The 11,803-nt window shown below is 44.8% G+C and carries 14 protein-coding genes; 9 read left to right on the top strand and 5 right to left on the bottom strand.

Annotation, left to right across the window (positions count from 1 at the left end):
• Positions 1-285: 285 nt before the first annotated feature.
• The 4 genes from ACQRBJ_RS15160 (at position 286) to ACQRBJ_RS15145 (ending at position 3,345) form a co-directional block, all read left to right on the top strand.
• Positions 286-831 carry a UpxY family transcription antiterminator gene (locus ACQRBJ_RS15160; protein ID WP_445304127.1) on the top strand — a complete coding sequence of 182 codons (546 nt, stop codon included), beginning with the start codon at positions 286-288 and terminating at the stop codon, positions 829-831.
• 11 nt (positions 832-842) lie between these two features.
• A complete protein-coding gene (locus ACQRBJ_RS15155) occupies positions 843-1,094 on the top strand; it encodes a hypothetical protein (RefSeq protein ID WP_295346478.1) in 252 nt (83 codons plus the stop codon).
• A 516-nt stretch (positions 1,095-1,610) separates the two neighbouring features.
• Positions 1,611-2,741 (top strand): hypothetical protein, encoded by a 1,131-nt coding sequence (locus tag ACQRBJ_RS15150; RefSeq protein WP_445304126.1) that lies wholly within the window; start codon positions 1,611-1,613, stop codon positions 2,739-2,741.
• Between the two features lie 187 nt (positions 2,742-2,928).
• Positions 2,929-3,345 (top strand): hypothetical protein, encoded by a 417-nt coding sequence (locus ACQRBJ_RS15145; RefSeq protein ID WP_287621995.1) that lies wholly within the window; start codon positions 2,929-2,931, stop codon positions 3,343-3,345.
• A 289-nt stretch (positions 3,346-3,634) separates the two neighbouring features.
• Here ACQRBJ_RS15145 and ACQRBJ_RS15140 read toward each other — a convergent pair whose 3' ends face one another.
• The 5 genes from ACQRBJ_RS15140 to ACQRBJ_RS15120 form a co-directional block, all read right to left on the bottom strand.
• Positions 3,635-4,069 (bottom strand): N-acetylmuramoyl-L-alanine amidase, encoded by a 435-nt coding sequence (locus ACQRBJ_RS15140; RefSeq protein WP_445304125.1) that lies wholly within the window; start codon positions 4,067-4,069, stop codon positions 3,635-3,637.
• Between the two features lie 63 nt (positions 4,070-4,132).
• On the bottom strand, positions 4,133-4,228 hold the full coding sequence (locus ACQRBJ_RS15135; protein WP_153122254.1) for a smalltalk protein: 96 nt from the start codon (positions 4,226-4,228) through the stop codon (positions 4,133-4,135).
• Between the two features lie 295 nt (positions 4,229-4,523).
• A complete protein-coding gene (locus ACQRBJ_RS15130) occupies positions 4,524-5,039 on the bottom strand; it encodes an HU family DNA-binding protein (protein ID WP_441217365.1) in 516 nt (171 codons plus the stop codon).
• A gap of 166 nt (positions 5,040-5,205) precedes the next feature.
• Positions 5,206-5,415, bottom strand: coding sequence for a DUF4248 domain-containing protein (locus ACQRBJ_RS15125; RefSeq protein ID WP_445304124.1), 210 nt, complete (start codon positions 5,413-5,415; stop codon positions 5,206-5,208).
• Between the two features lie 71 nt (positions 5,416-5,486).
• Positions 5,487-7,760, bottom strand: a complete 2,274-nt coding sequence (locus ACQRBJ_RS15120) for a VapE domain-containing protein (RefSeq protein WP_445304123.1) — start codon at positions 7,758-7,760, stop codon at positions 5,487-5,489.
• 1,242 nt (positions 7,761-9,002) lie between these two features.
• Here ACQRBJ_RS15120 and ACQRBJ_RS15115 point away from each other — a divergent pair.
• The 5 genes from ACQRBJ_RS15115 to ACQRBJ_RS15095 all read left to right on the top strand — a co-directional run.
• The gene (locus ACQRBJ_RS15115; protein WP_445304122.1) at positions 9,003-9,494 is read left to right on the top strand and encodes a hypothetical protein; all 492 of its coding nucleotides are present in this window, start codon (positions 9,003-9,005) and stop codon (positions 9,492-9,494) included.
• Between the two features lie 148 nt (positions 9,495-9,642).
• Positions 9,643-9,846, top strand: a complete 204-nt coding sequence (locus ACQRBJ_RS15110; protein WP_117587747.1) for a hypothetical protein — start codon at positions 9,643-9,645, stop codon at positions 9,844-9,846.
• Positions 9,846-10,370 (top strand): hypothetical protein, encoded by a 525-nt coding sequence (locus tag ACQRBJ_RS15105; RefSeq protein WP_316211735.1) that lies wholly within the window; start codon positions 9,846-9,848, stop codon positions 10,368-10,370. The genes ACQRBJ_RS15110 and ACQRBJ_RS15105 overlap by 1 nt, the downstream gene beginning before the upstream one ends.
• A gap of 433 nt (positions 10,371-10,803) precedes the next feature.
• On the top strand, positions 10,804-11,337 hold the full coding sequence (locus ACQRBJ_RS15100; RefSeq protein ID WP_445304121.1) for a hypothetical protein: 534 nt from the start codon (positions 10,804-10,806) through the stop codon (positions 11,335-11,337).
• Positions 11,338-11,341: 4 nt separating this feature from the next.
• On the top strand, positions 11,342-11,803 hold a 462-nt coding region (locus tag ACQRBJ_RS15095), incomplete at its 3' end, for a hypothetical protein (RefSeq protein WP_445304120.1).

The raw sequence follows: 11,803 nt of genomic DNA, 5'->3' as shown, positions 1-11,803 counted from the left end.
CAACATTTTTCGTATTTTTGCAAGGTGATTCTGTATCTCTTATGTAGAGATTCAGAAGAACGGGAGTGATTGAGGGAAGGATTTTGAGGACAAAGGAATCGGACAGCTAATCATTCCAAGGGTTGCAGACTATCATGCTCTTGGATCAGGAGTATGTCTGTGATTAGAGGTTTCCGTTATTGGGAATAGACTAACCAACCCTTTCTTGCCAAGTGTTTTGAAACATGATTTCACGACACGGGGGAATGAGAAGTACACCCTGATCAAAATAGAAAAAAATAAACAATGATACAACCAGACAACGAGAAGAGTTGGTATGCATTCAAGATATTTTTTGGGAAAGGAAAGCCTATCAAGGCATATTTCGTTACCAATGAGATAGAACATATTTATGATGTGAAACAAGAATATTGGGACAAGAATAAGAAAAAGAAATTGGTGAAGGAAGTTCCCATTATGCCATCTCTCATTCTTTTCCGTACCACGAGAATAGAAGCAGAAGAGATGGAGCGCAAGTTTCTCAATAAAGTGATGCTCTATCGTGGCAAAAATTCTGAGAACTTGAAAGAACCTTCTAAAATTTCAGAACGCGAAGTGAAAATCTTCAATATTGTGGCAACTTCTGGTGTTGAAGGACTTGATTTTTATGATGAGTATAATCCGAAGTTTACCAAAGGCGACAAGTTCAGAGTTATTGAAGGTCCTTTGAAAGGAGCGGAAGGCTATGTCGTCCGTATCAAAAAAGATCATAAACTTTATGTGAGTATCAAGGGGTTGTGTGCTGTTACGACAGGATATATTCCTAAAGCATTCTTGCAAAAAATCGAATAGAGTATATGGAAATGTTAGATCTTAAGCAAGTGGTACTGACGAGGAAAAGTACCTCGCCAGCCCCTCAATATTTCTTGGAAATTACAGCCACGGATCAAGTTCATGGTTTCCCGGAAGTCTATCGCTATACGGATTTGTACCATCCTGACCTTTCCTTCATGAGCCTTTGGCTTGAGAATCAGGTGCAGACCTTAGAGCAGGAGAACGCCAAGCGTGTCATCTTGACTTTTGGTGATGAGATTACCTTAAAGGTTGAGAAGTGAAGCACAAGTCCTAGCCTGTCCTACCAAGTTTATAGCAAGTTATCCCCAGGCGGTCCCATCCCGTACAATCTGGCGAGGGCTTTGATGCCCCGCCAACCATAAAGCGTAGCGGTTCCGAGCACCGGAGGGCGGTTACATCCTCTCGTTCCTGAGGTTTCTGTCCACCGGGAACGGGGGAACCGAAGGGGGTGTAAAGACCATTGAAGAGAGGCTTGGTGAGAAAAGTGGAGCCTTCCTTAAGGTTAAGGAAGGTTTCTGTCCCCTACAAGGGGAACCGAAGGGGTCTTAAAGACTATTGAAGGTAGGTTTTCGAAAAACGACCAGTGCAGAGCGATACTGCAATGAGGAACAAAATAATAAAAAATGGCTACCCGTTACTATATTACATTTCATTCTTCGACGTACGATACAACGAAGAGATATTCTTCTTGTTTACAGATGCTTTCTAAAGACAATCTTGTGGCTATTGGACAAGATATAGCCTTGAAGATTCCAATGTCTTGGTCGAAAGAGAAGATGGCAGATTATATATCATCCTATGTCGTATCCCATCCCGAAGAAATGGTATCGATATTAGATGATGAGGAGATAGTCCTTGCTCACGATATCATATCAGGTGGCAAGGGAAATGTTCTTTGGAAACGTCACTTGCTCAAATATCATCATTTGAAATGTATGGTTTGGGTAGTGGTCAATACAGCAAACAGAGGCAAGGATGGATTTGTGATGCTGGATGAGATAAGCGAGTCATTTACTTCCTATATCGAGCAGCGATATGCTACGGCAAAAGAGAACGTGGAGGCTGCTAAATCAAAACCTGCTCAATCACGTTTCTATCTCAGAAACCTGAAATCAAAACTGGATGACCTGGATATAGACCAGCTCAAGTATCTTCATCTCCTTTTTGAGATGAACTACATGGAGGATTGCCATTTCTGGTTCCGTAATGAATGGTTTGTGGATGGCTACTACGAATGCTATAACGATTGGTATCGCAATGACTGCAAGACCACCCCGTATGATTTGAATCAGATGGTTTTTGAGATTCTGGAAGAGTGGAAGGAGCGAGGCTATAAGGAATACCGGCCAGCGATGGAAAGCATCAAGAAATGGTGTAGTTGCAAATGGAATAAGTTTGAGTCTGAACATCAAGCTGAAGTTTCTGCCGCTTTTGATGCAGCAATAGTTCGTGAAGAAGAGCGGGAAGTATCCCGAAGTCTGTTCCCATTCATTCATAATGTACATGAGTATATCCGCAACAAGCAATATCAGGAAGCCATTTCTTTAATCTTCTGTTTGTTCGACCATTTAGGTAAGGCATGTAGAAAACATGAAAGGTGGTTTGATTCATATTGGTGTGGTGGAGTTCAGACAAGTGTCGTTCTATTCTTAGATGTACTGCGTCATCTGTACTGTCATTTGCGCCAGCATCCAGATATTTCTTGGCAGACGAAGGAGGCAATGGATTTCCATCTGTTACTGACCAATAAGTATCATCGTCTTTTTGGTGACCTGGAGTTAGCCTGGGGTGATTCTCGTATGGAAGATATGCTTAACGACGATAGTCCCTATTGCGACTATAGCAATATGGAAGATGAACTATATGGGTATCTGGAGAGAATGATAGGGCAAAGTCAGCCCCAATAGAGTATTGAACTCTTAAAGACAGGTGGGGCAAATCGTTACCATGTTGAAAGAACAGATAAGGTGAAGGAGTGTGCTTAGCAATCCTTAACCCAACAAACGATACAAAATAACTTTTTTCAAAAAACTGATAGGTGTAACTACTTGTAATATAGTGGTGACGCTGTAATGGTGATATACTTTTAAAGCAATGAAATATATGAAAGATTTCTTTTATAGATGTTTTTGTAGCAAGTATACTCCGGGATGTTTATTGGTGCTTTCTCTTACAGTTTCATTTATCTGCTATTGGATGGAGAGAAATCTCTCGTTAAGTATAACTCAGTTTGTTATTGGACTTGTTTTAGGGTTACAGTCTGCATTAGAGTCAAAGAGAATGCATAGTAAAGTGGAAAAGTTAACCAAACGGATTGATGAGACAGGAGTAAAGTTAGTTGATAATCCGGAATATGTATATAGTTTGGTAGATTCTGTAGAACATGTTCTGTTTAGCATAGATTATGAAGGATGTGTAGATTGGCAAAAAGGAATTCCTAAGCCAATAAAGTTAGAATTGGATTCTATCAAAAGAGATATTGCTAATATCAAAAAGAATATGGGTAGTTAGAACAGTTGATGCGCCAGCTGACAAATACTCGCAATTCTATTGCGTAAGCTATCATCGTCAGCCCTTTAGGGCACAGGCTTCGCTGACGATACCAGAACTCTGGCGGAGGCTATAGCGTAGCCAGCTACATCCTCTCGTTCCTGAGGAAAGAGAGGCTTAGTGAGAAAGGTGGAGCCTTCCTTAAGGGTAAGGAAGGACGGGTAGGTTTTCGAAAAACTCTCCCTTTGGCTAAAGGGAGACGGAGGGATTCGAAAAAACTCCCCATCTGTTTTCAGATGAGGAGCATTTTCTAGAGCTGGAAGTCTATTTCCTTCAGCCATTCCCTGACATCGAAGCAAGGACAGCTCTTGCGAACCCAGGGGAGGTCACGATGGCCTAGGATCTCGGCACCGGGATAGTCGAGGGCGAGACTGTAGAGGAGGTCTTCCAGAGATTCCTTCTGGGCTGGAGTGCGAGTGTCGGCAGGCTTGCCTTTCTCGTCGAGACCACCCTCGTAGCAGATTCCGATGCTGTGGGCGTTGTAGTGGCGGGCGTGAGCCCCCACCTCGGTTTCTGGACGGCAGGGATAGACCACGCCATCCTTCGTAATGTAGTAGTGGTAGCCGATGCTCTTGAAGCCTCTTGCCTTGTGGCAGGCTTCCAAGGCTTCTACCGGGAAGTCCTGGTTAAGACGTGTGGCACTGCAATGTACCACGATCAGATTGATTTTTCTTGGATTCTTCATCTTTTCTAGTGATTAATGATTAGTGATTATTGATTAATGATTAGTGATTATTGATTAATTACCTTAGCCCTTGCAGCTCTGCACACAGAAGGCGCTGAGGACGGCAGTGAGGACAGTGATAACGAAGTTGATTACTTTCTGAATTGTTTCCTTTTTCATTTTTATTAATGATTAATGTTGAATGTTTAATTTTCCCACAGATTACACAGATTTTCACAGATTTTCTTTACTGTGAGACTTGATGTGTATAAGACCGTTGCTTGCAACGAGAGTATCTGTGTAAATCTGTGAAATCTGTGGGAGACAAAAGAGAGGAAGCGGGCAGGATGAGCAAGCATCCGTTCAGGGCGATGATTTGACAATGTTGAATTTCATTCCTGATGTGCCCTCGGATTACTCCGGACTGCATCCTGCCGATGCGCTTTCTCTTGTTTCAGATGCCAGGAGGCTGGGACTATATGCCTACATCTGAGCCTCCAGTGGTTCCGCTACCGCCCTGGTCGGTGTTGTCGCCACCAGGGGTATCCTTTCCGGTATCCGGGTTGGTATCCGTGGTGGTGCCATCCCCCAACAGAGCAGAGGCCTTCTTCAGCGTTCCGTCGAGGCTGAGGTTCAGACAACTGAAATCGCCCGTACCACGAGCTCGCATCTTCAAGCCCTCGATGTTCTTGGCAATGGTGAACTCCTTCTCGGTAGCGGCTCCCGCCTTGTTCTTGATACCAATGGAGAGGATGGCGAGGTCGGCAATCTTCACTGCGATGCCCTGGAGAACCAACTCCCGGATGCACGCTACCATGTCGGTAATCATACCCTTAATCGCTCCTCGCGAAAATGGGGTGTTGTGACTTGCCATGTGATCTACGAGCTGGTCGATGTCGTAGGTCTGAGTGATGACCGGATAGGCGAAGAACTTGCCATAGGCATTCGGCATCTTCTCATTGATGTTCTTTTTTAACACGTACTGAATCATAAAGTGGTTAATTTAGTGATAGTATCCTTCTACCCCCGATGGGGCAGGAGCATCATCCTCTTTGAATGACAATGCAAAGATACGAAATCAGAAAACGCCACTTCATACTTTCTCATACTTGCTCACACTTTCTCATACTTTCTCATACTTTCTCATACTTGGAAGCCTATGGTTCGCCGAGAAAATAGATAATATAGGAAATTTGCATAGGTGTGAATTCCTTGCTGTTCTTGTCGTATCCGCTTTCCTGAAGCTTCTTCAGAAGGTCGGGATTGCGACAAATCCAACGCATCAGATGAGCACTTGCCACCACCGGTGACGAATCGGGGAAATAGAGCAGAGCCAGTTCCTGCTTCGTATAGCTTCTTATATCCATATAGCTTTTGATGTTTAAGTATTATACTTACGGGTTGAAAGTAACATACTTACGGGTTGAAAGTAAGATACTTAGTCCTCCACGGTATCGGTAGGATCGATGAAGGAATCGTTGTTGATTTCGCTACCTTCCTTCTCTATCACAGCCCAGCCGTTGCCGTTCTTCTTGTGAATCTTCTTGAATCCAAGACGCTTCATCACGTTACCGATGTTCTGGTTGTTCAGGTTCTGGCGAAGGGCAGGGTTCACACCTATCCTCTCCAGTATCTCAGCACTGTAGCGGAACTTGATAAACTGTAGCGGCGTATCTGGCTCCGGCACCCGGTAGTAACGGAGTATCTGCTCCTCGGCATAGTTGGCTACCATGAAGAGGCGGTTGTGACTGCGCATCAGTTCGATGTCATCCCTCGTCAACCAGTATGTCCACTCCAGGGGCTCGCCCTTAGGATGGCTCATCACCTCCTGACCCAGTGCCACTGCCTCGGCAAACACGTGGTCGTAGTCTATCGGGTGCTCTATCGGACTCTCGATGCTCTTTACCAGCCAAGGACAGTAGCGGCGGTTCTCCTCGTCGGTGATGAACTGCTGGTTGTTGGTGGTGCCGCAGAGCGATCCACGGTGGGGCATCTCCGAACGGTACTTGTCGTAAGGTCGGCGGATGGAGAATGTCACCTTGGTCATATTGCTCTTGAAGGCGCTCAGGTTCTTGCCGAATACCATCTCAAACTCGTCGAGACAGAGCAGAGCCTTGCTGCTGAAAGCCTCCATGAAGTCCTTGTCGGTATAGGCTCCCGTCGAGTCGTTGAGGAAGTACTGGCGCAACTGTGGGGGCAACAGCATTTGGAAGAACGTGGTCTTGAAGATGCCTCCCTTGCCCACGAAGATGAGTATCATCTGGTTCACCACCTTCAGCGTTACCCATGCCACCACCATCGCTACCAGCCACTTCTTGAAGAAATAGCGGAAGAGGCTCTGCGTATGCTCGTTGTCGGGCAGGTTCTCTACCTCGATGCGGTCGGCGAGCTGGTCAATGTAGTCGGGATCCTCTCCCTTCTTCCATTTCGGCAGACTACGCAGGTAATCGTCCAAGGGGTCGAACGGCTCGCTGAAGTCGCTGTTGATGATGTTGTGCAAGGTCTTCTCCGAGAGATGCAGTCCCGACTCGTCCATCTCGCTCCAGATGGAGTTCTCGATATTGTCGTCGATGCGTACCCAGTCAGGATACTTGCCGTCTAAAACGATGCGGCTCTCCACCTCGTAAAATCCCGTCAGCTCGTTTCGGCGGAACAGATAGTGGGTGAGTAGCCACTGCTTGATGCTCCTTACCGATGGCTTGCCGCTGCGGCCCTCGCCCTGGCGATAGAAGTGCCAGATGCCAAACTTATGCAGATGCTTGTAGCGAGACTTGACGACGGAAGCCGTATCCTGGTAGCTGGAGCCAAACTCACGGTCGGCGTAAGTCTGAACTTCTTCCTGCGGGATGCCATAGTAGATGCAGATGTCGGCAAAGTGCCACACGTACTCGTTGTGATGCTCAGGCTCGAATCGGTAGCCCCACAGGTCGAGCAGTTCCTTGATGTGGGAAGCCGCTTCCTCGATGGTTGGCGCACCCTTTTCGCTTGACTTCGCCTCCTCTTTCACCTTGCTGCTTCGCTTACCTCCCTTGGCGTTTCGCCTGGTAGAATACTTCGCCTGCAATGCCTTCTTCGTGTAGAGGGGCTTCAGGTCCTTCGGTCCCAGGGCAAAAGGCTCGGCATCCCAACGGAAATAGGCATCCGGGTCGTAGGCAAGACCTGCGCATCGGGTGATGTCTACACACTGCTTGTCGGGAGCGATACCCAGGAGCTGGGTGTAGTAAGCCATCGCCTTCTGCAGCACGGCATCGAAGAGTTCCAGCACGCTGATGTCGTCGTCATCTACAGGATGGTAGGCACAGAATACTCTGAATCCCCTGCCGCTCACGGTGATATACTCTACCATCGTATGACTGTCGCCTCTCACCAGTTGGATAAGCTGCTCCATATCTTCCTTCTTCACATGGTCGAAGTCGAGCTGGAACATGTAGGTAGGTTTGAGGAAGTTGGCAAGTTGTCTGCCGTAGCCGTCCATGAGTGCCGAAACCGTGATGGCAGGCATCTCAGGCTTGTACTGGTCGGCAAACTGCTTGCTGATGGCGAGACGCTTGCGGTAAGTCTCGGTCATCATTCGTAGCTCAGGGCTAGAGGTAATCACGCTCTTGAGATACAACCAGTCGGCGAGTGGATGGCTCTCCGAAGATTTGATACAAGGGAAGTACGATGGCATCGTAGCTGTCCCATTCATGCTGTTGTTTGGGTCTTTTTTCATTTTTTTTAATTATCGATTGTTAATATACTAATCAGTTGTTTGCAACGTTCTCTAAGAAAGAGTGTGGGTGAACACTTGACGATGAAGTCGGTGAAGGGTGAACCCTGATGCCAACCTTTAGCGTTAATAATGTGTTAAAAACACTATATAACCCATTATAATAGAGACTCTTATATTTCTAGCATGCGCTGTATATACAAAGTTCTTTTTACTAGGGTTCACCCTGAAGCCGAAAAGGTGAATGCTTGGGGCAAGTGTTCACCCCGCTGTTCACCAATCGGCAACTTAAGATTGCTTCAGCCCTCGTTCTTGAAAGCTGCTGCGAATTTAAGAAAAAAGGTTGAGACCGCCAAGAATCCTGTACCTACATATATAGGTACAAAAAGGCGATGATTTTATAATAGCTTAACAAAAGATATTCAATTTTTTTAAATATATTAAGAAATGACACGATTTACAAAAACCAAAAAGGCACTGCGCGCTTTGACGGATACCATCCTCGGCGGCAGTAGCAATGTGGTACGCACCTTAAAGGTGGCTGGCCACATGAATGAGAATTCAGTCAAGCATGTCTAAGAGGGTTATGCCAGTCATACCCAGTCCTACTGCCTGCTTCGTTCTTCGCTGAAGAAGCATCACAGCACCAAAGACCAGGTGATGCAGATAATGGACTATCTTGACAACATGGAAGAGGAGTATCACAAGTCCTATCCCGACGATCCCTGCCCGATGGACGGCGGCTATAAGGCGAGCTTCGAAAGGTTTGTGATAGAATCCATAGGAGCAGAGTGAGGAATGTTGAATTTCCCCACACTGATCTCACTGATCTCACGGATCTTTTACTCCTTCGGAGTTTTTACTGAGAGGCAAAATGAGAATCCCCGTTGCCTGCAACGAAGAAAAATCCGTGAGATTCGTGAGATCCGTGTGCGACTTAAAAGAATAATATTGAGTGTTGAACACGAATCTTTCGAGACTAAGCAACTTATTCGTGTAATTCGTGCAATTCGTGTTCCGAAAAAAAATACGTAATTCGCGTGCAGAGAAATATCTATTGCTGTGAGGCATAGTGACTACCGTTGCTTGCAACGAAGAAATCTGTGTAAATCTGTGAGCTCTGTGGGACATTAGAATAAACTCCTCATTCGAGTGACGACAAGTGCAGAGCGATACTGCAATGAGGAAAAATAAAATAGCAATATACCAATGAACAAAGAAGAAAGAAATTCCTTTCGAAAGGAAATGATCGGTAAGTTAGAAGAACAATGGGCTAAGAATAATCGCCCTGAAGACGACCTCTTCTATTACCACCCTTCAGAAGATAAAATTGTCCTATCCCATGCCCTGTTCTGGGTGATGACCCAAAACATAAAAGGTAAGGTAGGCAAGGAAAAGTACTTATTGCTTCTCCGCCAATATCAGGAAGAGATGCTTGAAGCCTACTTAACGGAATCAGAAGATTTCAAAGACCTGCTTCACTATTGTAACGTCATATACAATACTCTTCCTGTAATCCTTCGAAGCATGTACGATTTCCGAATCCACTTAGATGCTCGCAAGCTAGCCGCCATAACGATTGTCGCTGGCGGCTATGGTGGTGATATGCCCGAAGACCAGGCTTACGACCTCCTCGATGATATAGACTTCTATTATAATAAGGTGAAGTGCCGCAAGATAGAAAAGCTCTTGCCGGTATTGAACAAACTGGTGATACAAGAGCAAAAGTTCCTTTAGCTAGTGTTAGGGAATACTTCTATCACATACCTTTGGGAATAAAATCTGCGTGGAATTTGGACTTGAAGCAAAAACTCCTCCAAAAATTTGGTTGTTTCATATAAAAACCTTATATTTGCAGGCGATATTGAAATAAAAATAAAGAATTATGGGAAAAATTATAGATAAGACGGTAACAAAGATAGTTACAGAAGAGGGTATCTCTCTCTTTCGCCGTGTAACTAAGGTTTTGATGCCAAATGGCAAGTATCGTTATCCTGTAGATTATTTCGATGCAACTCCCGGAGTTGTTAAGGTTTCGAAAGAAGAAATGGATAAGGTTGCTATACCTGTTTACAAAAAGTTAATCTAATGGAACGGTTGATGTCTGATGGTTATCCTTTTATCTTTCAAATGATAGATAAAAGTGAGAGTGATGAGTATCTGATTCAGACCTTGCAATATCGGTTTAAGTCAGACAAATCCCATCATGCCTATATCGTAAGAGTTGAATGTTATAAAAATCATGCTTATTGTGTGAAGTTCTTCGATAAGGCAAATATCAACAGTAAAAATAAGTTTAGTCTTCGTTCCAATACTTTTGAGGTTAGAACGATACTCTATACAATGTTTCATATAATGTTAGATGTATTGAAACGAGACGAAAAAGCTTCATTCTTTTTTATTGGAGCAGAAGACGAAAAAGATCAGGATGGAATGGTTTCCCGTCGTTTCCGTCTTTATCGTCGTTTCGTGCTTTCAACGGTTTCTGATGACAAGTTCGAGCATTTTAGAAGAAATGATTTATCTTTGTACATACTTGTAAATAAGGAATATGTAGAAGATACATCCTCTTACGCTGATGAACTAGCAAATATTGTGCAACAATATTTATAAGATAACATCCTCATTCGAGTGGCGACAAGTGCAGAGCGATACTGCAGTGAGGAACAAAAATGGTAGTCTCAATCAGCAATTTGTCCCCCATGCACCCCCAATCATCAAGCTATAGCAAATTGTAGCCATGCCGCCCCAATCATCAAGCTGTAGCAAGGCGGTTCTAATCAGCGAGCTATAGTAAGGCGGTCCCATCCCGCATAACATGGCGAAGACCTTTGATGGTCCGCCAACCTTAGAGCGTAGCGGTTCCGAGCACCGAGTAGGGCGGTTACATCCCTGCTTCCTGAGGTTTCTGTCCCCTACAAGGGGAACCGAAGGGGTCGTAAAGACTATTGAGGAAGGCTTGGTTAGAGGTGGAGCTCCCTTTGGAAAGGGAGACGGAGGGATTCGAAAAACGATACTGCAGTGAGGAACAAAAAAATATATAATCATGAAATCCTTTTTATCAATCAAACCAGGAGCAACCTTTTTCTTAGGTAGCTCCCGCACCCTCATCTATCATAAAGACGATGTCGAGATCATTTACAAGACCAAGACACCATCCGGCAAGACCTACTACGCCCATGTCTATTTGTTGTTGGGCGGAGAAAACTCCGTTACTCTTTATGCCGATTGGGGTGATTACTTTTTGCATCTTTCAAGCATCAAAGACCAGGAGCATTTCTTTGGTATAATGAAGCGTCCGTGCCCAACCTTTGTCCAGATATGGCAGAGCGAGCATCCCGACAATATATTTGTTATGTCTGCCAATGCCGGTCAAACCATGGGCTTAGGAATGGATATCGAGAACGTAGATTATCGCAATCTCGCTCCAACTTACCTTCCTTTCCATCCTTTGGTAGAGTTAGGTCTAGACAAATTCATAGATGCCGTCAATAAATTATATGTAGAACTCAATTCCCACTGTCCTCTGAAACTCTGGAAAGAACGTCTGGTAGCAGTTTGGGGACAGGAAACATTATAATGTTATGATAGTAATTCCAAATAAAAACTTCACAGCTGATAGCATCCGCTTGGTTCAGCTACTCAATAGCACGACGAAAGTCAATATGCTGAAAGCATGTGACAAGCTCGATTTATACGTAAGTCCCAACTTGAAGAAAGATGAGACAGCCAGGCGAATAGCTCAGGAGATGTTGGATAATCCAATCGAGATCTTGAGCCGTTTGAACAAGCAGGAACTCCAGATAGTAGATGAGTTTGTAAAAGGCGATGCCAACACCTACGTAGTACGCAAGATGCGCAAGACCCACTACAAGCTCCAGAAGCTATACTTGGTAGCAACCTATGAGGATAAGGAGAACCAGGAATGGCACATGCTGATGCCATCAGAGTTAACCAAAGCCTTAACCACCAGTCTCAACTTCTATTTGGATATGGCAAACAAAGGCATCAAAGCCCCATCAGCCAAGCAACTCCGCATGATGTCC

The organism is Prevotella sp. SGI.167, from assembly GCF_050313615.1.
Taxonomy (GTDB): Bacteria; Bacteroidota; Bacteroidia; order Bacteroidales; family Bacteroidaceae; genus Prevotella.
The sequence above is the reverse complement of the archived record's forward strand: the minus strand, read 5'-3'. Positions and strand labels throughout refer to the sequence as shown.

Coding starts and splice junctions, on each gene's coding strand:
- ACQRBJ_RS15150 (WP_445304126.1), top strand. CDS start 1,611: ATGGCAGATTATATATCATCCTATGTCGTATCCCATCCCGAAGAAATG.
- ACQRBJ_RS15110 (WP_117587747.1), top strand. CDS start 9,643: ATGGGAAAAATTATAGATAAGACGGTAACAAAGATAGTTACAGAAGAG.
- ACQRBJ_RS15105 (WP_316211735.1), top strand. CDS start 9,846: ATGGAACGGTTGATGTCTGATGGTTATCCTTTTATCTTTCAAATGATA.
- ACQRBJ_RS15135 (WP_153122254.1), bottom strand. CDS start 4,228: ATGAAAAAGGAAACAATTCAGAAAGTAATCAACTTCGTTATCACTGTC.
- ACQRBJ_RS15115 (WP_445304122.1), top strand. CDS start 9,003: ATGATCGGTAAGTTAGAAGAACAATGGGCTAAGAATAATCGCCCTGAA.
- ACQRBJ_RS15140 (WP_445304125.1), bottom strand. CDS start 4,069: ATGAAGAATCCAAGAAAAATCAATCTGATCGTGGTACATTGCAGTGCC.
- ACQRBJ_RS15160 (WP_445304127.1), top strand. CDS start 286: ATGATACAACCAGACAACGAGAAGAGTTGGTATGCATTCAAGATATTT.
- ACQRBJ_RS15130 (WP_441217365.1), bottom strand. CDS start 5,039: ATGATTCAGTACGTGTTAAAAAAGAACATCAATGAGAAGATGCCGAAT.
- ACQRBJ_RS15120 (WP_445304123.1), bottom strand. CDS start 7,760: ATGAAAAAAGACCCAAACAACAGCATGAATGGGACAGCTACGATGCCA.
- ACQRBJ_RS15125 (WP_445304124.1), bottom strand. CDS start 5,415: ATGGATATAAGAAGCTATACGAAGCAGGAACTGGCTCTGCTCTATTTC.
- ACQRBJ_RS15145 (WP_287621995.1), top strand. CDS start 2,929: ATGAAATATATGAAAGATTTCTTTTATAGATGTTTTTGTAGCAAGTAT.
- ACQRBJ_RS15155 (WP_295346478.1), top strand. CDS start 843: ATGTTAGATCTTAAGCAAGTGGTACTGACGAGGAAAAGTACCTCGCCA.
- ACQRBJ_RS15100 (WP_445304121.1), top strand. CDS start 10,804: ATGAAATCCTTTTTATCAATCAAACCAGGAGCAACCTTTTTCTTAGGT.